General features: G+C 63.5%; 16 protein-coding genes. 6 read left to right on the top strand and 10 right to left on the bottom strand.

Translation table 11 applies throughout. From position 1 onward, the window contains the following. Positions 1-2: 2 nt before the first annotated feature. Positions 3-1,910: a malto-oligosyltrehalose trehalohydrolase gene (gene treZ, locus PV375_RS00540; protein WP_332105686.1), complete on the top strand. Its 1,908-nt coding sequence runs from the start codon at positions 3-5 to the stop codon at positions 1,908-1,910. A 57-nt stretch (positions 1,911-1,967) separates the two neighbouring features. Here treZ and dinB read toward each other — a convergent pair whose 3' ends face one another. Then, positions 1,968-3,242, bottom strand: a complete 1,275-nt coding sequence (gene dinB / locus PV375_RS00535) for a DNA polymerase IV (protein WP_201614909.1) — start codon at positions 3,240-3,242, stop codon at positions 1,968-1,970. A gap of 117 nt (positions 3,243-3,359) precedes the next feature. Here dinB and PV375_RS00530 point away from each other — a divergent pair, with 117 nt between their 5' ends. Together PV375_RS00530 and PV375_RS00525 are read left to right on the top strand one after the other, a co-directional pair. Next, entirely contained in the window at positions 3,360-5,093 is a 1,734-nt protein-coding gene (locus tag PV375_RS00530) for an AMP-binding protein (protein WP_332105685.1), read from the top strand. Between the two features lie 115 nt (positions 5,094-5,208). Continuing rightward, on the top strand, positions 5,209-6,144 hold the full coding sequence (locus tag PV375_RS00525; protein ID WP_442903914.1) for an acyl-CoA thioesterase: 936 nt from the start codon (positions 5,209-5,211) through the stop codon (positions 6,142-6,144). A gap of 13 nt (positions 6,145-6,157) precedes the next feature. Here the strand turns inward: PV375_RS00525 and PV375_RS00520 are convergent, their stop codons facing one another. Then, positions 6,158-6,859: an NUDIX hydrolase gene (locus PV375_RS00520; RefSeq protein ID WP_332105683.1), complete on the bottom strand. Its 702-nt coding sequence runs from the start codon at positions 6,857-6,859 to the stop codon at positions 6,158-6,160. Positions 6,860-6,941: 82 nt separating this feature from the next. On the opposite strand from PV375_RS00520, the gene PV375_RS00515 reads away from it, so the two are divergent. Next, positions 6,942-7,748: an MBL fold metallo-hydrolase gene (locus tag PV375_RS00515; RefSeq protein ID WP_332105682.1), complete on the top strand. Its 807-nt coding sequence runs from the start codon at positions 6,942-6,944 to the stop codon at positions 7,746-7,748. A 73-nt stretch (positions 7,749-7,821) separates the two neighbouring features. Here the strand turns inward: PV375_RS00515 and gatB are convergent, their stop codons facing one another. The 4 genes from gatB to PV375_RS00495 form a co-directional block, all read right to left on the bottom strand. Then, positions 7,822-9,336 carry an Asp-tRNA(Asn)/Glu-tRNA(Gln) amidotransferase subunit GatB gene (gene gatB / locus PV375_RS00510; protein ID WP_332105681.1) on the bottom strand — a complete coding sequence of 505 codons (1,515 nt, stop codon included), beginning with the start codon at positions 9,334-9,336 and terminating at the stop codon, positions 7,822-7,824. Further along, positions 9,336-10,856, bottom strand: coding sequence for an Asp-tRNA(Asn)/Glu-tRNA(Gln) amidotransferase subunit GatA (gene gatA / locus PV375_RS00505; protein WP_332105680.1), 1,521 nt, complete (start codon positions 10,854-10,856; stop codon positions 9,336-9,338). Before gatA ends, gatB begins: the two co-directional genes overlap by 1 nt. A gap of 12 nt (positions 10,857-10,868) precedes the next feature. After that, positions 10,869-11,168 (bottom strand): Asp-tRNA(Asn)/Glu-tRNA(Gln) amidotransferase subunit GatC, encoded by a 300-nt coding sequence (gene gatC, locus PV375_RS00500; RefSeq protein ID WP_332105679.1) that lies wholly within the window; start codon positions 11,166-11,168, stop codon positions 10,869-10,871. A 65-nt stretch (positions 11,169-11,233) separates the two neighbouring features. Then, complete coding sequence (locus PV375_RS00495; RefSeq protein WP_332105678.1) at positions 11,234-12,889, bottom strand: DUF6882 domain-containing protein; 1,656 nt, start codon at positions 12,887-12,889, stop codon at positions 11,234-11,236. 140 nt (positions 12,890-13,029) lie between these two features. Between PV375_RS00495 and PV375_RS00490 the strand changes: the two genes are divergently transcribed. Beyond that, the gene (locus PV375_RS00490) at positions 13,030-13,974 is read left to right on the top strand and encodes an acyl-CoA thioesterase (RefSeq protein WP_332105677.1); all 945 of its coding nucleotides are present in this window, start codon (positions 13,030-13,032) and stop codon (positions 13,972-13,974) included. Between the two features lie 54 nt (positions 13,975-14,028). On the opposite strand, the gene ligA is transcribed toward PV375_RS00490, so the two are convergent. From ligA to PV375_RS00470, 4 genes are all read right to left on the bottom strand, one after another. Continuing rightward, positions 14,029-16,404, bottom strand: coding sequence for an NAD-dependent DNA ligase LigA (gene ligA / locus PV375_RS00485; RefSeq protein ID WP_332105676.1), 2,376 nt, complete (start codon positions 16,402-16,404; stop codon positions 14,029-14,031). Continuing rightward, a complete protein-coding gene (locus PV375_RS00480; protein ID WP_332105675.1) occupies positions 16,401-16,886 on the bottom strand; it encodes a hypothetical protein in 486 nt (161 codons plus the stop codon). Before PV375_RS00480 ends, ligA begins: the two co-directional genes overlap by 4 nt. 131 nt (positions 16,887-17,017) lie before the next feature. Further along, positions 17,018-18,172 (bottom strand): tRNA 2-thiouridine(34) synthase MnmA, encoded by a 1,155-nt coding sequence (gene mnmA / locus PV375_RS00475; protein WP_332105674.1) that lies wholly within the window; start codon positions 18,170-18,172, stop codon positions 17,018-17,020. A 20-nt stretch (positions 18,173-18,192) separates the two neighbouring features. Beyond that, entirely contained in the window at positions 18,193-19,401 is a 1,209-nt protein-coding gene (locus PV375_RS00470) for a cysteine desulfurase family protein (protein ID WP_332105673.1), read from the bottom strand. Between the two features lie 89 nt (positions 19,402-19,490). On the opposite strand from PV375_RS00470, the gene glgX reads away from it, so the two are divergent. Beyond that, entirely contained in the window at positions 19,491-21,584 is a 2,094-nt protein-coding gene (gene glgX / locus PV375_RS00465; RefSeq protein WP_332105672.1) for a glycogen debranching protein GlgX, read from the top strand. Positions 21,585-21,684: the final 100 nt, after the last annotated feature.

Raw genomic sequence — 21,684 nt, 5'->3', positions numbered from 1 at the left:
CCATGCGTGATGCCCGTTTTGATGTTTGGGCACCGAAGGCCAACCGAATGCGCGTCGTCATCGACGGCGCCATCTACGAGATGGCTCGTTCGGACGAAAATTGGTGGCGCCCCATTGGGCTGCCAGAGCTGCCGGATGAACCGATCGCGCTGGCCACTGCGGTCGCCGACGGCGATCTCACGCTCACCGGGCCAATCAGCGTTATCGCCGCCGAGCAGGCGGTGCCGGCGCCTGCGGTTAGAGAGCACGACTACGGCTACCTGATCGACGACGATGATACTCCCCGACCCGATCCGCGTTCGCGTCGCCAACCCGACGGCGTGCACGGGCTGTCGCGCACATTTGATGCCGCCCGGTATCGCTGGTCGGATGCGGCCTGGACCGGCAGACAGCTTGCCGGCAGCATCATTTACGAACTCCATCTGGGCACCTTCACACCCGAGGGCACGCTCGATGCCGCGATTGACAAGCTCGATCACCTGGTCGATCTCGGTGTTGATTTTGTCGAGTTGATGCCGGTGAACGCGTTTAATGGGCCGCGTGGCTGGGGCTATGACGGTGTGCTCTGGTATGCGGTGCATGAGCAGTACGGCGGCCCGGAGGCGTATCAGCGTTTTGTTGATGCCTGCCACCAGCGCGGTATTGGGGTGATTCAGGATGTGGTGTATAACCACCTCGGACCCTCCGGTAATTATTTGGGCATGTATGGCCCGTATTTGGCGGGCCAGCACACCACCGCGTGGGGTGATGCGGTAAACCTTGACGGGTTCGACTCAGACCAGGTGCGCCGCTACATTATCGATAACGCGCTCATGTGGTTCCGTGACTTTCACGTTGACGGGCTGCGCTTGGATGCGGTGCACGCGCTGGTCGATACTCGCGCCACTCACGTGCTGGAAGAGCTGGCTGATGAGGTGGATGCGTGTTCGGCGCAGCTGCGCAAACCGCTTTCGCTGATTGCCGAGTCGGATCTCAACGCACCGCGAATGATTGCGAATCGCTCGGCGGGCGGGTACGGGCTCACTGGCCAGTGGTCGGATGACTTCCATCACTCGGCGCATGTGGCGCTCACCGGCGAGGCTGGTGGCTATTACGCTGATTTTGCCGCCGACGGTGGTGGTTTGGGTGCGCTCGCGAAGGTGCTGCGGAAGGGCTTTTATCATGACGGGTCGCTGTCGAGCTTCCGCAACCGGCACCACGGGCGGGCGCTGCCCGAGGGGATGCGTGCCTGGCGGTTGGTCGTGTCGATTCAGAACCATGACCAGATTGGGAACCGCGCGACCGGCGACCGGTTGAGCGAATCGCTCACAATCGACCAGCTTGCGGTGGGGGCGACGCTCATGCTGTGTGCGCCGTTCACGCCGATGCTGTTTATGGGTGAGGAGTGGGGTGCGACCAGTCCGTTCCAGTTCTTTTCTTCGCATCCCGAACCCGAGCTCGCAAAAATGACCACCGAGGGACGCATCAGCGAGTTTTCGCGCATGGACTGGGCCGATGTGGAAGTTCCCGACCCGCAGGCGCTGGCGACGTTTGAGCGGTCAAAGCTCGATTGGCACGAGCTCGCTCAACCCGAACACGAGCGGCTTTTTGTGATCTACCGAGAGCTGATCGCGCTGCGGCGCACGCTCCCCGAACTTTCATCGCCGTGGCTACGGGATGTGACGGTGAGCTATGACGAGGATGAGCGCACACTGTCGTTCTGGCGCGGAAATGTTCAGGTGGTGCTCAATTTTGCCGGTGAGATGCGCCGGGTTGAGGTGGACGTGGATGTGCGATGGACGCGGGTTGTTGAGCAGCCGCTGCTCGAGTATGTCACCAGCGCCGAAGTCAGGCTCGAGCACGTGAACGGCCGCAACTACGCAATAATGCCACCGCACTCGGCAGCGGTGTTTTCACCGGCAGCACCATAGCCACTGCGCTGCCGACCAGCAGCTGTAAGTAAAAAAGCCGGTTTCAAAAAGTCGGTTCTAGTTGCTCGGCCGATTCGGACGCTCGGTAAGTCCTGTGCCTCGGTCACGGCGCTCATGACGGCCAAGCAGCGAAGCCGGGCGCAGAGCATCCCGACCAAATTTTGCTGTGGCCACATCCACCGCCCGCTCGGCAGCATCCCACTCGTCATCGTGCTGTTCATCCCAGAGCGTGAGCGCCGTCGCTTCCCCCGCCGGCGCCAGCTGATCGGCACGCACCCCGATCAGCCGCACCGCCTGGCCATCATGATGCATCCCGGCCAGCAATCGCGCAGCAGCCCGAAACAGCACCAGTCCCGTGCTAGACGGGCGGTCGAGGCGTTCCTGGCGGGTGATGGTTTCAAAATTGGCCCAGCGCAATTTCACGGCGACCGTACCCGCAACCAGATCTGCTTTGCGCAGCCGCTGCGCCACCGCATCCGCCTGCGCCCGCACCTCGCGTTCAAGCTCGGCATGTGAGGTGACATCCTCCGAAAAAGTTTGCTCGTGCGATACCGATTTTTCTTGATGCTCGGTTACCACCGCCCGCTCATCGCGACCCCAGGCGAGTGCCGATAGCCGCTGTGCCATTGCCTTACCGGCGAGCCGTTCGAGCACCGGCACGGGGGTGTGCGCCAGGTCGAACACCGTGTTGATGCCGCGGCCGTGTAATTTTTCGGCGAGCTTGCCGCCCACTCCCCACAGTGCACCCACCGGTAGCGCGTGCAAAAAGGGAAGCGTCTCATCGGGTGAGATCACCAGCATCCCGTCGGGTTTGCATTTGCCGCTGGCCAGCTTCGCCACAAATTTGGTGCTCGCAGCCCCCACCGAACAGGTCAGCCCGGTTTCGGCAAGCACGCGGCGACGAATCAGCCGCGCGATTTCGCCTGGCGACCCGAACAATTTGGTCGCTCCCGACACATCCAAAAACGCCTCGTCGATCGACAGCGGCTCGACCAGCGGCGTGATGTCGTGGAACACGCGCATCACCTCGGCGCTAGCGGCACGATACTTGTGCATCTGGCCTGGAATCACCACCGCCTGCGGGCAAAGCTGCAGCGCTCGGCCAATCGGCATGGCTGCGTGCACCCCGTACGCGCGCGCCTCATAGCTCGCCGAAGAAACCACTCCCCGGGTGCCGTTACCACCAACGATTACCGGTTTGCCGCGCAGCTCGGGGCGCTCGAGCTGCTCTACCGAGACAAAAAACGCATCCATATCGACATGCAGGATCGTGGCACCGGTATCGTCACCGCCAGTGCCGGTGATGCGACCCCCGAGATCCTTTTTTGTCACCCCTCCAGACTGGCATGAGCCACCGACGTTTGGTAGCAGCTGCTGTGCACCAGCAAGTGGCTGCGCTCCGGCACGGGCTACGGCAAGCGGGCGCAGATGTCTCGTAGGATTTACCCCATGCGTGCACAAGAGTTCAATGCCAAACGAGGCTGGCTGGCCAGCTATGCCGAAAATGTTCCCGCCGATATCGAGCCGGTAACCGGATCGCTCTACGACGAACTTGCATCGCGGGCCGCCGACTATGCCGACTCGCCAGCGCTCGAATTTTTTGGCCGCGAACTCACTTTTGCCCAGTTCCACAACCAGGTGCTGCGCGCGGCCAAAGGGTTGCGCCGGCTCGGTGTGGGCAAGGGCGACCGGGTGGCGCTCATCATGCCCAACTGTCCGCAACACCTGATCGCCTACTACGCGGTGCTGCGGCTGGGTGCGGTTGCTGTGGAACACAATGCGCTCTACACCCGCGACGAGTTTTACACCCAGTTTGCCGACCACCGTGCCGAATACGTCATCGTGTGGGACAAGGTCGCACCGGTCATCCAAGACTTTGCCGAAGAACTCAGCATCAAGCACATCATTTCGATGAATATGACCCGCGCCATGCCGCTGAAAATACAGCTCCTGCTGCGTCTGCCGGTGGCGAAGGCGCGCGAAAGCCGTGAAAAGCTCACCGCCCCGGCGCCGGGAACCATCCCCTTTGAACAGCTACTGAAGCACGGTGAGCTGCCCGAAACCTTCCCGAAGCCGGGCGCCGATGATATCGCCTCGCTCGCCTACACCTCGGGTACCACCGGAGCGCCGAAGGGCGCCATGCTCTCACACAGCAACCTGGTGTCAAACGGCCGTCAGGGTGCGGCCTGGATGCCCGAGTTCACCCCCGGCGAAGAAACTATTTATCTGTTCCTGCCGCTATTCCACACGTTCGGGATGCTGCTTGGCGGCCTGTACGGTGTGGTGTCGGCATCGCGTGTGGTGCTGTTCCCGACGTTCGACCCCGACATGGTGGTCGAGGCATCAAAGCGTCACCCAGCGACCTTCGTGCCTGGGGTACCGCCCATGTACGACCGGCTCGCGCGCGTGGCCCGCGACAACCCCGAGCTCGACCTTTCGCACGCCCGCTACGCCATGAGCGGCGCCATGACGCTCACCAACGCCATCGTTGACCGCTGGGAGGCGGTTGCCGGCGGCAAGCTCAACGAGGGTTATGGCCTCACCGAGGCCTCGCCGTTCGCGATGGTGAACCCGTTTGGACCCACCCGCAAGGTCGGCACCATCGGTGTGCCGGCGCCATCAACGCTGATGCGCGTGGTCGACCCGAACGATCTCGAAAAAGAGGTCGAGTTCGGCGAGGTCGGCGAGCTCGTCATTAAGGGCCCGCAGGTGTTCCAGGGCTACTGGAAAAACGAAGCCGAAACCGAGCAGGTCATGCTGCCGGACGGCTGGCTGCGCACCGGCGACCTGGTCACTCAGGACGAAGACGGTTTTGTCACCGTTGTCGACCGCAAAAAAGAAATCATCATCACCGGTGGTTTCAATGTGTCGCCCTCCGAAGTCGAGCAGGTACTGCTGCAGGCCCCCGGCGTGCTCGAGGTTACGGTGGTCGGTATCGCCCGCGGCAGCAACAAAGCCGAGTCGATCACCGCGGTGGTTGTACCCGACCCAGAGGCCGAGTTTGACGAGCAGGCGGTGCGCGCTCACGCCCGTGAACACCTGGCAGAGTACAAGCGTCCGCGCAGCTATGTCATCTGGGAGGAGCTGCCGAAGTCGATGCTCGGTAAGGTGCTGCGCCGCAGCGTGAAAGAAACGCTCACCGCCAACCCGAAGGCCACGCGCGCAGCCAGCGACGACGAGTAGCGCGCAACTGATAGCGGCGGCAGCCGGCGCAGTTACACTGTAGCCCGTGACCGAATCCGCGAATCTTGCACCCACGCACGGCATGATGCCTGAGATGCCGCCGCTACCAAAAACGATGGCTGAGCTTGAGGCAATGCCGCCGCTCGACGCGTTCCTCGCCACGCTCAACCTCATCGACACCGGTGCACGCACCACCGAAGACATTTTCACCGGCGCCAGCCAGTGGATGCCCGGCGGCCGCGTCTTCGGCGGCCAGGTGGCAGCCCAGTCGATCGTGGCGGCCACTCGCACGGTGCCGGCAGACCGCAATATCCACTCGATGCGTGGCTATTTTTTGCGGCCGGGCGATATCCAAAAGCCCATCACCTTCTCGGTCAATCGGATTCACGACGGCAAGTCGTTCTCAACCCGTCACGTTGAAGCCTTCCAAGACGGGCTGCCGATCTGGTCGATGATTTCGTCGTTCCAGATCGAAGAGGAAAGCGCGGTCGACCACGATTTCCCGATGCCCGAAAACCTGCCGATGCCTGAGTCGCTGCCCAGCGAAGCCGAGTTGGTTGAGCAGGCCGGGGTGAAACTCGCCAACTTTTGGGTGCACCGCCGCCCGTTCGTGATGCGACACGTCGACGGCCCGGTCTACCTGCAGCCAAGCACCTCGCGTGAGCCCTTCGACCATGTGTGGGTGAAATCGGCTGCCCCGCTACCGGACGACCCCATCGTGCACGCCGCGGCGATCGCTTATGTGAGCGACTATCTCATGCTCGAACCCACGCTGCGCCGCCACGGCCTCACGTGGATCGATCCGCGGCTGCGAGTGGCGAGCCTCGACCACGGCGTGTGGTGGCACCGCTTTGCCCGCGCCGATGAGTGGATGCTGCTGCGCATTAAATCACCAAACGCACACGGCGGCCGCACGCTCGCACAGGGCTATCTCTACACGCGTGACGGCAAGCTCATTGCATCCATTTCGCAGGAGGCCATGCTGCGACTCAAAGAGGGCGCACCATCACGCCTTGCGGGTGTCAAACTCCCCGAGCCGCCGGCGAACTAACCGCCCTACCGCCTCATTCGAAGTCACGGATATACCGCCACGGCCGCGCACCGGTTTCGAGTCGGTGCCGAGCAGCGGGCCGCGATGCCGTGCCGAGTTCATCAATCTGCCACTGACTGTCACCAAACCAGTAGCAACGCTGCTCGGCAACCTGCCGCGTTTCATAGTGTTCAAACGGGGTGTTCGCTACATGCGTCAACACCGCTTCGCTGCTGCCCAGCTGCATGAGCTGCCACAGCGTCACCCAGGTGGGCACAATGAGTGTGCGTTCGGCTCGCTCATGTGCCACGAGCATCTCATCGGGTCGCACCCAGGCAAGTTCGGCCACCTCACTCAGCTGTGGCCGAGGGGTGCCGCAATACTCGGTGGCGATATAAAACCAGGTGCGAAACTTCGGCATCGAATGCTGCGGCGGGCTCCACAGTGCGTAGGGATGCAATGCGCCGGCTTCAACTCGCAGCCCGGTTTCTTCGCGCAATTCCCGCACCGCGGCCGCACTCGTGACCTGGCGTTCGGCGGCGGGATGCTCGTGATTGACCGCGCCGCCATCGCTCGCCTCCACCGCGCCGCCCGGCCACACCCACGCATCCGCGAACGAACCGCGCTTCGGCCGGCGCATCATGAGGGTTTCGAGCCCGTCGCCGCCATCGCGCAGCAACAGCACCGTCGCTGCCAGACGCATCCCGTCACGTGTCATATCCGCACCAGTGGTCATCCCCCGACGCTACCGCACCCGTTCTCGCTGCCGCCCGGCATTCCAGCACGTATTTCACCGGCCGACAAGTACCCTGGCCACTATGGCCACCTCCGAACGCGCCGCTGACGAGAATTCCCACTGTGATAGCGCAAGTTTTGCGGTGGCACCCGGTGTGCTGCGCATCCGGGCGAATAATCCGGGCCAGATGACCCTCAGCGGCACCAATAGCTATTTGATTGATGGCCGCATCCTCATCGACCCGGGTCCCGATCTCGAGCCTCATGTTGATGCCCTCGCCCGCTGGCCCATTGAGACGGTGCTCGTAAGCCACCGGCACCGCGACCACACCGGCGCAATTGATGCGCTGGTGGCTCGCACCGGCGCCCGGGTGTTTGCCGCCCTCGACGAATACTGCCGGGATGCCGCGACGCTTCGCGGCGGCGAACGAATCGAAACTGAAAGCGGCGCAGTCGAGGTGCTGGCAACACCCGGCCACACCGCCGATTCGCTGTCGTTCACACTGGTTCGCGACGGCGCCGACCGCGGGCTGGTGTTCACCGCCGACACCATTCTCGGCGGCATCACCACGATGCTCGATTTCCCGGATGGCACGCTTGGCGACTACCTGGCAACGCTTGATCAGCTGGTCGCTACCGGTGAAAACCTGCCGCTGCAGATTTGCCCCGGGCACGGACCCACGCTGCCCGACCTCACGAGCGAAGCGCAGCGATTGCGGGGGCATCGGATGCGGCGGCTCGAGCAGGTGGCCGCGCTGCGGGATGCGTGCGGTGACGACGCCGGTCGAATCGCGCGGCGGCTGTATGCGGATGCACCCGAACAGGTGCTGTCGGTGGCCGAAAGCATGGTGCGAGCGAACCTCGCGCACCTGCAGACAGTAGATCGCTAGTCGGGTTCGCGCCAAAAACATTGTGGGCCGGTGCTCTAGCAGCACCGGCCCACATGTGCCACAGTGGGCGGGGTTATTGTGCGGCGCGTTCGAGAATGATTTCGCGCACGCGGCCGGCATCGGCCTTGCCCTGCATGGCCTTCATCACCGCACCGATGATCGCGCCGGCGGCCTGCACCTTACCGTCGCGGATTTTTTGCAGCACATCGGGCTGGGCGGCGAGCGCCTCATCGACTGCGGCAACCAGTGCACCATCGTCTGACACCACGGCGAGGCCACGGCTGTCGACCACCTCACGCGGCGAACCCTCACCGGCAAGCACGCCCTCGAGCACCTGGCGGGCGAGCTTGTCGTTCACAACGCCCTCGCTGATGAGCGCCTCGATTTCGGCAACCTGCGCGGCGCTCGCGAGTTCGGTGGGGTGCACCTGACGCTCGTTGGCGATACGGCTGAGCTCACCCATCCACCATTTTTTGGCGCCCGCTGCCGTGGCACCAGCGGCGACGGTGTCGGCAACCGCGTCGAGCAGGCCGGCATTGACGATATCCATGAACTCCTGGTCGCCAAAGCCCCATTCGCCCTTGAGTCGACGGCGGCGCAGCACTGGCTGCTCGGGGAGCTCGGCGCGCAGTTGTTCGACCCAGGTGCGGTCGGGGCGCAGCGGCATCAGGTCGGGTTCGGGGAAGTAACGGTAGTCGTCAGCATCCGACTTGAGTCGGCCCGGCGAAGTGCGCCCGGTATCTTCGTGCCAGTGACGCGTTTCTTGCGTCACCGTACCGCCGGCTTCAAGGATGGCGGCCTGGCGCTGAATCTCGTAGCGCACTGCCCGTTCGATCGAACGGAACGAGTTCACGTTTTTTGTTTCGGTGCGGATGCCGAGCTTTTCGGTGCCGCGCGGCCGCAACGAAACGTTAGCGTCGCAGCGCAAATTACCGCGCTCCATGCGCGCTTCTGAAACACCCAGCGCACGCACGATATCGCGAATGGTGGAGACGTAGGCGGCGGCGAGTTCGGGGGTGCGGGCTTCGCCGCCGAAGACCGGCTTGGTCACGATCTCTACGAGTGGCACACCTGCGCGGTTGTAGTCAACCAGCGAATGATCGGCGCCCTGGATGCGGCCGGTTGCGCCACCGATGTGGGTGAGCTTACCGGCGTCTTCTTCCATGTGGGCACGCTCGATCGGCACTGAAAACACCGTGCCGTCCTCGAGCTCAACCTCGACCTCACCATTGAACGCGATCGGATCGTCGTACTGCGAAATCTGGTAGTTCTTCGGGTTGTCGGGATAGAAGTAGTTCTTTCGCGCAAAACCCGATTCTTCGGCGATTTCGCAGCCGAGGGCGAGCCCCAGGCGAATCGAGTGCTCAACCGCCTGCTGGTTTACCACCGGCAGCGTGCCCGGCAGGCCGAGGTCGACCGGGCCCACGAGCGTGTTGGGCTCGGCATCGTCGTACTTGCCGTTGGCGGGGTTGGGCGTGGGCGAAAACATCTTGGTGTCGGTGTTGAGTTCAACATGCACCTCGAGGCCGATAACCGGCTCGTATTTTTCGAGCGCCGCCTCGTAGTCCATCAGATCGGGACGAGCCATTATCGTGCGCCTTCCTTGAGCTCGGGAGCGGCGGCCAGCAGCGTGCTACCGCGCTCGGTGTCGAGCGCGCGTTCGATCGCAGCGCCCACAGTGTAGAGTCGGGCATCTTCGCGGGCCGGGGCCATCAGCTGTAGTCCCACCGGCAGCCCGTCGGCAAGCCCTGAGGGCAGCGACAGTGCTGGCACGCCCGAGAGGTTTGCCGGGATAGTGGTGAAGTCGGCGTAGTACATGGCGGTGAGGTCTTCCACACGCTCGCCGAAGCGGAACGCCACCGAGGGTGAGGTGGGCGCGGCCAGCACATCGACCTCGCTGAACGCACGCTCAAATTCGCGCTGCACCAGCGTGCGCACCTTCTGAGCCGAGCCGTAATAGGCGTCGTAGTATCCGGCCGACAGCGCGTAGGTGCCGAGCAGGATGCGACGCTTGACCTCGTCTCCGAACCCGGCCGCGCGGGTTGCCGACATGACGGCTTCGACATTGGCGGCGCCGGCGTCGTCGACGCGCACACCGTACCGCACCGAGTCGTAGCGAGCGAGGTTGCTCGATACTTCGGCGGGCATCAGCAGGTAGTAGGCGGCGACGGCGTACTCGAATGTGGCGGTGTCGATCCAGCTGATTTCGGCGCCAAGTTCACGCAGCGTCTCGAGTGCTTTTTCGAAGCTCTCGCGCACGCCCGGCTCGCAGCTTTCGGCATCGGCAAGCTGCTTGGGTACGCCCACGCGCAGCCCCTTGACTGCGCCCGGCTCGTGTCCGGCGCGGGCAGCGTCGGCAAATGACGGCCACTCGGTGTTGAGTGAGGTCTGGTCGCGCTGGTCGCGACCACCGATGATGTCGTGCAACAGTGCGGCATCGAGCACGGTGCGCGCGGCGGGGCCGATCTGGTCGAGCGACGACCCCATGGCGAGTGCCCCGTAACGGCTCACGCTGCCGTAGGTGGGTTTCATGCCGACGGTGCCGGTCAGGGATGCCGGCTGACGAATCGAACCACCGGTGTCGGTGCCAAGCGCGATCGGCGACTCAAATGCCGCCACAGCCGCTGCCGAGCCACCGCCCGAACCGCCTGGGGTGCGGTCGAGGTCCCACGGGTTGTGGGTGGGGCCGTAGGCCGAAAACTCGGTCGAACCGCCCATCGCAAATTCGTCGAGATTGGTTTTACCGATGATCGGGGTGCCCGCGGCACGCAGCTGCTCAACGACGTGGGCATCGTACGGTGGTTTCCAGCCCTCGAGGATGCGGCTGGCTGCGGTGGTTTCGAGACCGCGGGTGGCGATATTGTCTTTCACCGCCACGGGCACACCGGCCAGCGGTGAAAGCGTTTCGCCGGCAGCGAGACGACGGTCGACTTCGGCGGCCTGTTCGAGCGCGCCCTCGGCATCGACCTTGAGAAATGCGTGCACCGCGCCGTCGACCGCGTCGATGCGGTCGAGGTGGGCCTGGGTGACCGCAACCGAGGTGGTGTCGCCGGCGCGAATTGCGGCGGCGAGCTCGGCGGCAGAGCTGCGAGTGAGTTGTTCAGTCATGCGCCTACTCCCCTACTGTTCTTCGCCAAGGATTGCGGTGACCCGGAAACGGGTTTCGTCGTGGTCGGGTGCTCCCGCGAGCGCGGCATCGCGGTCGAGGACCTGGCCCACTTCATCGGTCCGAGTGACGTTGTATTCCACCAGCGGGTGGCTTGCCGGGGGCACCTCGGGGGTGGCTACTTCTTGCACTTTTTCGATGATGTGCTGCAGGTCGACGAGCTGCTCGGTCATACGCGCCACCTCTTCGTCGGTGAGGTTGATTCGCGCTAGGCCGGCCAGGTGCTCGACGTCGGCCGCGGTGATGTCAGACATTGCGCTCCGTAATCGATATCGGATGGGAACTGGTCAATTCTAGTTCGCCATCGTCGCGATGGAGCTTAATGCGGCTGATACGGGGGCGGGGGCTGCTGGCCAAACGGACCGTAGGGGTTCTGCGGATGCTGCTGCGGGCGCGCTTGGCCAGGCTGCTGCTGTGGCCAGGTCTGCTGTTGCGGACCGGGCTGCTGTTGCGGACCGGGCTGCTGTTGCGCCCAGGGCGCCCGCTGTTGCTGCCCGGCTTGCTGCTGTGGCCCGGCCTGCTGTCCGGCCTGCTGTGGGGGCCAGGGCGCCTGTCGCGGCGGCTGTTGCGGTGGATACGACTGGTTGAACCGCTGCTGCGGCCGAGGTGCCTGTTGGCCGGGTGCCTGCTGACCGGGTACCTGTTGCTGGGGCTGCTGTGACTGCCACGGCCGCTGCCCCGGTGCGGGTTGGGATGGCGCTGCCGGGAATACCCCCGACTGCCCCGGTTGCCCAGGCGCCGGCTGGAATGGTGCTGCCTGGAATGGCGCTGGCGGTCGTGGCTGCGACCACTGCTGCTGCGGCTGATCAAACTGTTGCGGGCCCGGCTGCTGACCGGGCGGCTGGAAAAATTGCTGTGGCGGACGCTGCTGCCCCGGAGCCGACTGCTGCGGCGGACCCTGCTGCTGCGGCTGCTGCGGCGGACGCTGCTGCCCTGGAGCCGGCTGCTGCGACAGCGGTGGCAGCTCGGGCAGCCCCGGCATTGCGGGTTGGTTCACCGGCGCTGGTGCCGATGGGGGCGACACCGGTTCGGGTGCCGATGGCGGCGCTGCCGGCGGTGCTGGCGGTGCTGGCGGTGTTGCAGTCGGGTTCGCAACCGCAGGCTGCGAATCGACAACCCCAAAAATATCGGTGGCGGTGAACGCCGGCTCATCGGCATCATTCTCGGCCGGTTCATCAAGCTGTGGCGCATTTATAGGCGTGGATGCAAAAACAAATGGTGAGGGACCAAATGGCGATTCGTCGTCGAGTTCAAACTCCGCGACCATTCGCTCGGTCGACTCGCGCGCCGAGCGCTGGTCGACCGCATCCTGTTCACGATTGATCGACAGGATGCGCCCCTCGGCATCGAAGGTGGCGATCACCGTGCCATTGGCAACTGAGACGCGCATCCAATTCTCATCGAACGTCTCGCTGGAGGCATCCAATTGTTTGAGGTATGCCTCGAACGCGGCACGATGCCGGTCGCTGATCTGCAGCGCAACACCGCTCATCACAATGTCAACCAGTGCGTTTGCGTCGGGGAGTTCAAGCTCGCCGGCAGCCACGCTCAGCACTGCCAATTTGCCAGGCTCGGTCTCAATACGCAGCCAGTGGGACGCATCACTCAGGCTCTGCGCCGCCAGTTGCAACGACAGCGAGGCGGTTTCGTGCAGCTGCACCTGCGGGGTGGTCAGCGGCGCAATTGCGCGCTGTTCGCCAACCTCGCGTACACGACGGGCAAGCTGCAGCACCGCGTCGGAAACCCCGATGGCTTCCTGCCACGCCCAGGTCCACATCCCCGCGGTTTGATCAATAGTGGCGATGAACTGTGCCGGAAAATCGTGCGAGGTCTCGCCGAGGTGAGCCGTCACGGCTGCGTGCGCGGGGTTAAAAGTCCAGGTTGCGTCAGGGAAGCGTTCGGCCAGCTCACGCTCGGCCTGGACATGCGCGAAGATCGCGTCGGTAGCCAGGTCGATCAGCGACTCATCCTGCACGTTGCACTCCCCTCTTATCTGGCGTGGTCGAACCTCGGCAAGGGTATCGAATAACCTCGGCTCAAGGCTCGGCATCAACCGATAACTGGCGGTGAGAGAATAGAACAACTCCGTCTGTGTTGTCGAAGGAGATCGCCGCCATGCACGATCGCATCACGCTTCGTTTTCTCGCCGCTCCCACCGACGAGACCCGTGATGGGCTGAGCATTCAGGCGGGGCGCGTTCTCGAATGGATCGACAAGGCCGGTTACGCCTGCGCCGCGGGCTACAGCGGCCACTATTGCGTGACCGCGTACGTCGGCAATGTGCACTTTTCGCGACCGATCCGCCCAGGCGAACTCGTTGAGGCAACCGCGCAGCTCATTTACACGGGACGCACCAGTATGCACGTGCTGGTTACCGTCGAGTCGGCCAGCCCACGCACGGGCGAGTTCTCGCTGGCCACGCGCTGTCTGCTCGTTTTTGTCGCCATGGACGACGACCGCAAGCCCGTCGAGGTGCCCAAGTGGCGGCCGCGTACCAGCGAGGATGAACGACTCTCGGCGGATGCCGTCGAACGGCTCGAAGCCCGCAAAGAGATCCACCAGATCACCCTCGACCAAAAATTCAGCGACGAGGGCACAACCCCGTCACTTACGCTGCGGTTTTTGGCGAATCCGACGGATGTGAACTGGGGTGGGAACGCGCACGGTGGCATTGTGATGCGCTGGCTCACCGAGTGCGCGCAGACGCTTTCTACGAGCTTTGTCGGTAAACAAACGGTGTGCGTGTACACCGGCGGTATTCATTTTCAGGCACCGGTGCACATTGGTGATGTCGTGGAGGTTGATGGCCGAATCATCCACACCGGTCCGCACTCGGTGCACATGTCGCTGCGGGTACGTTCGACCGATCCGCGCGATATGCGGTTCAGGCTCACCACCCGCTGCACCATGGTGTTTGTGCGCGTGGATGAGGACGGTAAAGCCGCCGAGGTGCCGCAGCTCAAGCTCAAGAGCGAAGAAGACCGCCGGCTCGATGCACACGCGCTCGATCTCATCGCCCGCCGCAAACGCCTCAAGCCGCTGCCTACACCACGCCGCTAAGCCCGACTCAAACCGACTTACCGTTATTGGCTCGCCTAGCCGTTATTGCCCCGCCTAACCGTTATTGATCAGGTGCGCGACCGCATCCGGCCCGCCCTCGACAAGCAACGCAAAACCGGCCGCATCCAATACCGGGATGCCCAGCTCTTCAGCCTTCGCGAGTTTTGAGCCGGCACCCGGACCGGCAGCAACATAATCGGTCTTTTTTGACACGCTTGATGCCGCCTTACCGCCGGCCTGAATAATCGCTTCTTTTGCCGATTCACGCGAGTAGCCCTCGAGCGTTCCGGTAGCCACCACCGTCAGGCCGCTCAACGGGCCGCCGGTCTGCGCCGCAGCGCCCGGCCCTGGATGCCCAGGAATTTCCCACCGCACCCCAGCTGCGGTCCAGCGCTCAATAATTTCGATGTGCCAGTCGACCGCAAGCCATTCGGTAATCGACTCGGCAATGATTGGCCCCACGCCCTCAACCGAGCTCAGCTCGGCAACGCTCGCCGCACGAATCGCCGCCAGTGAACCAAACCAGTCGGCCAGCGCTCGAGCCGCGACCGGGCCCACGTGACGAATATTCAGCGCCACCAACAGTCGCCACAGCTCTTTGGTCTTCGCTTTTTCGAGCTCGGCAATCAGTTTGGTTGCCTGTGCAGACGGTTCGATAATTCGATGGTCTTTTTTGATGCCTGCCTGGCGCCGCTGCGCCGCGGTCATCCCCTCGGCTTCGGGCGGGTACTCGAGCCGCGAGCGCTGGAATGGCGCGCGACGCACCGGCTCACCGCTGTCGTCAACACGTTCCTCACCGGTTTCGCCATCGCGCACCACCACCACGATCGGCACGAGCTCTTCGACAGTGAGATCAAATAGCCCGGCCTCGGTGATCAGCGGCGGCTCAGCGGGATACTCGGGCTGGGTCAGCGCAGCCGCGGTCACCTCACCGAGCACCTCCACATCGAGCGCTCCCCGCGAGCCAATGTGTTCGATTCGGCCGCGCACCTGCGCGGGGCATGAACGAGCGTTCGGGCAGCGCAGGTCGATATCGCCCTCTTTCATGGGGCGCAGTTCGGCACCACACTCTGGGCAGTTTGCGGGCATCACAAACTCGACTTCGCTGCCGTCGCGGGCTGACATCACCGGGCCGAGGATCTCGGGGATCACATCCCCCGCCTTGCGCAACACCACGGTGTCGCCGATTTTGACGCCCTTGGCACGCACCACATCCTGATTGTGCAGGGTCGCCTGCCGCACCACCGAACCGGCAACCTGCACCGGGGTCATCACGGCATACGGGGTGGCACGGCCCGTGCGACCCATACCGATGCGGATGTCTTCGAGCTTCGTGTGCACCTCTTCCGGCGGGTATTTATAGGCGATCGCCCAGCGCGGCGCACGCGAGGTGGCGCCGAGTTTGCGGTGCTGCTCCAGTTCATCCACTTTGACGACAATGCCGTCAATTTCATGCTCAATGCTGGCGCGCTGTTCACGGTACTGTTCAACAAAATCAACCACCGCATCCGCGTTCGGCAGCACTCGCACATGCGGGCTTGTTGGCAGCCCCCAGCCGGCCAACAGCTCATAAATCTGCGATTGCCGTTGCTGGGTCGGATTGGGCCAGTCGCCGATACCGTGCACGAACAGCTGCAACGAACGAAGTCGCGCCATACCCGACTCATGTTCGAGGCCGGTTTTTTTGTCGATCTGCTGCCGCAAACCGCCGCTTGCCGCATTGCGCGGGTTGGCAAAGGCGGGGAAACGGTTTTCGGCGCGGCGCTGTGCCTGTTTTTCGGCAGCAACGTCCCACTCGCCGCGATGCTGCGAACGCAGCTGCGCCACCACTTTGTCGCGCAGCTCAAGCTGCAATTGGTTCAGCTTTTCGAAGGCGGCCACCGGGATGAATACCTCGCCGCGCACCTCAAACGCATCCGGGTGCCCATCACCTTCGAGCCGCTGCGCAATAGCCGGAATATGCTGCACATTCGCGGTGACATCCTCACCCGTGACGCCATCGCCGCGGGTGGCTGCGCGCACAAGCCTGCCGTGTTCGTACCGCAAATTGATCGCCAGGCCGTCAATTTTGAGTTCGCTCAGCCACTCGACCTCGCCACCAATAGCCGCCTGGGTTTTCCCCAGCCAGTCACGCAGCTCGGCAACCGAAAACACATTGTCGAGCGAAAGCATCCGCTCACCGTGCACCACCGGCGCGAACAGTTCTGCCACGCCACCGCCCACGCGCTGAGTTGGTGAATCGGGATCAACCAGCTCTGGATACTGCGCCTCAAGCTCACGCAGCTCGGCCATCCGTGCGTCATACTCCGAATCGGGAACGAGCTGCTCATCACGCTCGTAGTATGCCGCCGACCACTCGTCGAGCTGGGCACGCAATTGGCTTGCGCGGGCCGAGGCTACCGCGCGCTCATCTTGCAGCTGATCGCTCATGCGCCGGTCCGCTCGTCAAGGAAGACGTTGAGCTGCTTGCGGCCCGCGCCAAGCAGCCACTTGGCTTTTTGGTCGGTCTTTTTCTCGGCGTGCGCGGCGTTGGTCGTGTCGTAGTAGACATAGCCCACTCCGATACCAAAAATCGCCACGGCCACCCCCACAAAAATCCAGAACCAGAGCATGTCGGGCTGCATCAGCAAAATCGACAGGGCCAGCACGATGCCCGCAACAATCAGCCACATCAAAATCGCCGCGATCCAGTCGACCACGGCAAATTTGCGAGCTTTAGGGGTGCACTTCGCCGCGAACTCGCCGGCGGTCTCGGTGAATCGTGCCTCGTAGTCAGCTCCGGCACGCTCGCGGTCGTGGGGATGCGGATACCGCTTTGCCCAGCGCTCAACCTGCGTCAAAAATTGGTCGAGTGCCTCGCCGTCACGCAATTGTGGGGCGCCCTCGCGCGCTCCCCCGGTGCTCATTGACACGGTCGCAAACCCATCCCTTCCCGATCGGCCTGGCGACGAACAGTGTCGCCACGCTCGGCCAAGTCTAGTCGGGCCCACGACAAGTTTCGCTGCCGCTTGGCGCTCGACAAACGTCCGCTCGGCAGCCGCGGTCAGGCTGCCGGCGCCGATTCGCCGGTTTCGACAGCCGACTCAGTTCGGTCGATGGTGAAGGCCCCCACAACACGCTCGCCGTCGTACACCACTGCGGTCTGCCCCGGAGCCACACCGTGAATCGGATCGGCCAGCCTCACCGCCACCTCCGCTCCGGGTTCGGTCGCGTCGGGACGAGTGGAAATCTCGGCGACACGTCGAATGAACACCCCCGGCACCGCTTCGCCGTGCGCGCGCACCTGCACGAGACAGTCGAAACGATCGGCCTGCGGTGCTGGTCCGGCCCAATTGAACCGCTGCCCCGAAACCTCGCCGATCGCGAGTGCAGCCCTCGATCCCACCGTCACCTCGTTGCGTTCGGTGTCGATACCGAGCACAAATCGCGGCGAGCCATCGGGAGCCGGCCGACCAATATTGAGGCCCTTACGCTGCCCGATGGTGTAGGCGGCGGCGCCGGCATGTTCACCAATCTGGTTACCGTCCGCATCCACGATGGCGCCCGGGCGCATCGGGATGTGGTCGCCCAGCCAGGTGCGGGTGTCGCCATCGGGGATAAAACAAATGTCGTAGCTATCGGGTTTATTGGCCGTCACAAAGCCGCGGCGCTCGGCCTCCGCCCGCACCTGTGCCTTCGACTCGTCATCACCCAGCGGGAACCAGCAGTGCTGGAGCTGCTGCTCATTCAGCACCGCCAGCACATATGACTGGTCTTTATCGTGTTCGGCTGCGCGGCGCAGCTCACGAGTACCATCGGGCTGCTCAATCAACCTGGCATAGTGCCCGGTGACCACGCAGTCGAAACCAAGATCGAGCGCTTTTTCGAGCAGAGCCGCAAACTTGATCTTTTCATTGCAGCGCAGGCACGGGTTGGGAGTGCGCCCCTGGGCGTATTCCGAAATGAAGTCGTCGACCACGTCTTCGCGGAACCGCTCCGAAAAGTCCCACACATAGAAGGGAATGTCGAGCTCATCCGCAACTCGGCGCGCATCCACCGCATCTTCGATGGTGCAGCAACCGCGCGATCCGGCGCGCATGGTGCCACCGGCGCGAGAGAGTGCCAGGTGCACACCAACCACATCGTGCCCCGCGTCGACGGCGCGCGCAGCTGCCACCGATGAATCGACTCCACCGCTCATTGCCGCCAGTACCTTCATGGGTACCAGTGTAAGAGCCGCTACACCTCGCGGTACGAAAAACCTGCCTTGCGCGCGCGCTCATACGCCTCGGGCAGCACTTTGGCGAGCGTTTCGAGTTCGTCGTCGCTGGTCTGCTCGCCCACGGTCATCCGCAGCGCGCCCAGCGCCTGCTCGTTCTGGTAGCCGCAGCCAATGACCGCGTGGCTCGCCTCGGGAATACCGGCATGACATGCCGAACCGGTTGATACCGAAACACCTGCCATATCCAGCAGGTACACGAGCGAATCGCCCTGACAGCCGGGGAATAAAAAGTGGGCATTGCCGGGCACTCGCGCCGGAACCTCGACGCCACTGTCGTTGAGCATCCCGTCCGGGTCGGCGCCGGTGAGCGTCGCATCGGGCACCGCCTGGCACACGATTTCGATCATCCGGTCGCGCCGCTCACGCACTCGGGCAGCATGTTCGGCCAGCCACTGCTCATCAGCAATAAGCTCGGCAACGGCACCGAAAGCTACCGCGCCGGCCATGTTCTGGGTGCCCGATCGCAGCCCGTACTGCTGTCCACCACCGTGGATGAGCGGGTCGAGTTTGGTGCCGCGGCGCAGTGCCAGCGCGCCAATTCCCACCGGGCCGCCAACCTTGTGCGCCGAAACCGCAACCGAAGTCACACCCCACTCGTGCAGCGACACCGGCAGCGAGCCGTAGCTCGCTACCGCGTCGATGTGCACCGGCACTCCGGCCGCGTTCGCAAGCTTGGCGACCGAGCGCACCGGCTGCACCGTGCCGATCTCATTGTTGACGTGCAGCATGGCCACCAGTGCCGTGCGATCGTCAAGTTCGCGCTCCAGCGCATCCAGGTCAATCACACCGGTCGTGTCAACCGGCACGATCACCACCTCGGCTCCGTGGTGGTCGCGCATCCAGGCCACCGTGTCGAGCACCGCATTGTGTTCGATTGCGGTGGTGATGATGCGTGGCCGCTCGGCATCGCGGTTGCGTGCATGCCACAGCCCCTGAATTGCGGTGTTATCGCTCTCGGTGCCGCCCGAAGTCAGGATCGTCTCGACGGGCTCGGCTCCGAGCGAAGCCGCAATCGAGGCACGGGCACGCTCCAGGGCCCGACGGGAGTGTTGGCCGTGCGTGTGGATCGACCCCGGATTTCCGATCTGATCAACCGCAGCTACCAGCGCGGCTTTTGCAGCCGGATGCATCGGTGCGGTCGCGGCGTAGTCAAGATAAGCAACCATGCATGACATTCTGACACCTCGAGCCGGTTAAACTCTTGCGGTGTCCGCTGACGGCCGAGCAGTTTGGCCGTGACGTGCTGAGGATTTTCATGACCACACCAGACTTTGCCGATCTTGGCGTTACGCTCACCGAGTTTGGCGGCCGCCTGCGAGTGTGGAGCCGCCACGCCACCGCGATGGATCTCGTGCTCTTCGAGGGCGGCGCCGAACAGTTTTCGCTGCCCATGCAGCGCAGCGGCGAAACCTGGGAGGTCACCACCGCCGAACTGCGCCCCGGCCGCCGTTATGCGCTGCGGGTTGATGGCCCCGAGGGCGAACAGCATCGCTTCGATCGCTTCACCACGAGCCTCGACCCTTACGCTCGCCACGTCGAAAACATCGGTAGCGCCAGCACTCCCCGCTGGGTTGCCGTGGTGGTGGCCGATGACAAATTCGATTGGGGTGAAACGCCTCGCCCCAACACCCCGATGCGTGACACGGTCATCTACGAACTCCATGTGCGCGGTTACACGCAGCTGGCACAGTTCGTGCCCGAACCGCTGCGCGGCACCTACGCCGGTCTGGCCAATGAACACGTCATCGCACATCTCAAAAACCTCGGTGTCACTGCGGTTGAGCTTCTTCCTGTGCAGGCGTTCGGTAGCGAGCAACACCTGCGCCAGCAGCAACTCACGAACTACTGGGGCTACAACACGCTCGGTTTTTTTGCACCGCACGCACCCTATGCATCCGAAGCCGCCCGCCAAGCCGGACCCGAAGCAATTGCGCGCGAATTTAAGCAAATGGTGCGCACGTTCCACGAAGCCGGTCTCGAGGTCATCCTCGATGTGGTGTACAACCACACCGCCGACGAGCACGACAACGCCCCACAGGTGCTTTTCCGCGGTATCGACAATGCCGTCTACTACCGGCTCGGTGAAAACGGTCGGCTGAACGATGTCACGGGATGCGGCAACTCGGTAAACACCTCACAGCCGGTGGTGCAACAGCTGGTGATCGACTCGCTGCGATACTGGCACGAGGAGTTCGGCGTTGACGGGTTCCGTTTCGACCTCGCACCGACGCTCGGACGCGACGAACGCCACGAATATCACCGCGACCATCCCCTGCTGCAGGCAATCGTTTCTGACCCGCGGCTGGCCGACACCAAAATTATTGCCGAGCCCTGGGATGTGGGCTTCGGAGGTTGGCAAACCGGCAATTTCCCACAGGGATGGTCGGAGTGGAACGACCAGTACCGCAATCGCGTGCGCCGGTTCTGGGTTTCGAGTTTTGCCCAGGCCCGAATCACCGGCCACCACCGCGAGGGCGTCGGCAAACTGGCAACCGCGCTGGCGGGCTCATCCAACCGTTTCGCCGACGAACGCGGCCCGGTGGCGAGCATCAACTTTGTCACCGCACACGACGGGTTCACCATGCAAGACCTGGTGAGCTACAACACCAAACACAATCTGCTCAATGGTGAGCTCGGACGTGACGGCAGCAACGACAACCACTCGTACAACTTTGGTTACGAAGGAGACACCACCGACGAGCAGACACTCTTTTTGCGCCGATTGGCAGTGCGTAACCTTTTTGGCACGCTGCTCATCTCGGCCGGGGTACCGATGATCACCGCTGGCGACGAGTTCGGCCGCACGCAGCGAGGAAACAACAACCCTTACAACCAAGACAATGAACTCTCGTGGGTGCACTGGGATTGGAATGAGCAGGCCCGCGAGCGCATCAAACACGTGCGGTTGCTACTCAAACTTCGTGCCGAGCATCCGGTGCTGCGCCCCACGAACTACAACCACGGCCGCGAGCTGAGCGACCACTCCACCACACTCGAATGGTTCGACGCGCTCGGCGAAACTATGCCCGAGTGGGAGTGGAACTCACCACAAACCCGTTCGGTGCAATATCTCGCCTCGATGAAACTCGCCGAAGGTGTCGACCGGCTGCTCATCCTGGTGCACGGCGTCAACGACCCGGCGCCCTTCCGGCTTCCAAACATCGACGGTATTGCCGAATACCGACTGCTGTGGGACTCGGCCGTCGATGATGTGCAGCACCTGCACACCGATTCGATGGCAATCGCCGCGCCCGGCCAGCGAATGCACGTTACCGGCCCCTCGATGCGGGTTTACGCCGTGCGCCACCGCGCCATCACCGGGAACACCGCACCGATCCAGTTGCCATAGTGCGCGTTCAGGTAGCGCCCATGCGCGGTCACCCGAACTTGCTAGCGTCGAAACCGTGGCTGAAACACCTGCATCGAACCAGTTCCATCCCCGTCTTTCG

This window comes from Gulosibacter sp. GYB002, from assembly GCF_036577665.1.
Lineage (GTDB): Bacteria > Actinomycetota > Actinomycetes > Actinomycetales > Microbacteriaceae > Gulosibacter > Gulosibacter hominis.
This window is presented reverse-complemented; position numbering and strand designations above follow the sequence as displayed.

Excerpts from the sequence above, each read along its gene's own strand:
- treZ (WP_332105686.1), top strand. The coding sequence starts at position 3 with ATGCGTGATGCCCGTTTTGATGTTTGGGCACCGAAGGCCAACCGAATG.
- PV375_RS00530 (WP_332105685.1), top strand. The coding sequence starts at position 3,360 with ATGCGTGCACAAGAGTTCAATGCCAAACGAGGCTGGCTGGCCAGCTAT.
- PV375_RS00525 (WP_442903914.1), top strand. The coding sequence starts at position 5,209 with ATGGCTGAGCTTGAGGCAATGCCGCCGCTCGACGCGTTCCTCGCCACG.
- PV375_RS00520 (WP_332105683.1), bottom strand. The coding sequence starts at position 6,859 with ATGACCACTGGTGCGGATATGACACGTGACGGGATGCGTCTGGCAGCG.
- PV375_RS00515 (WP_332105682.1), top strand. The coding sequence starts at position 6,942 with ATGGCCACCTCCGAACGCGCCGCTGACGAGAATTCCCACTGTGATAGC.
- gatB (WP_332105681.1), bottom strand. The coding sequence starts at position 9,336 with ATGGCTCGTCCCGATCTGATGGACTACGAGGCGGCGCTCGAAAAATAC.
- gatA (WP_332105680.1), bottom strand. The coding sequence starts at position 10,856 with ATGACTGAACAACTCACTCGCAGCTCTGCCGCCGAGCTCGCCGCCGCA.
- gatC (WP_332105679.1), bottom strand. The coding sequence starts at position 11,168 with ATGTCTGACATCACCGCGGCCGACGTCGAGCACCTGGCCGGCCTAGCG.
- PV375_RS00490 (WP_332105677.1), top strand. The coding sequence starts at position 13,030 with ATGCACGATCGCATCACGCTTCGTTTTCTCGCCGCTCCCACCGACGAG.
- ligA (WP_332105676.1), bottom strand. The coding sequence starts at position 16,404 with ATGAGCGATCAGCTGCAAGATGAGCGCGCGGTAGCCTCGGCCCGCGCA.
- mnmA (WP_332105674.1), bottom strand. The coding sequence starts at position 18,172 with ATGAAGGTACTGGCGGCAATGAGCGGTGGAGTCGATTCATCGGTGGCA.
- PV375_RS00470 (WP_332105673.1), bottom strand. The coding sequence starts at position 19,401 with ATGGTTGCTTATCTTGACTACGCCGCGACCGCACCGATGCATCCGGCT.
- glgX (WP_332105672.1), top strand. The coding sequence starts at position 19,491 with ATGACCACACCAGACTTTGCCGATCTTGGCGTTACGCTCACCGAGTTT.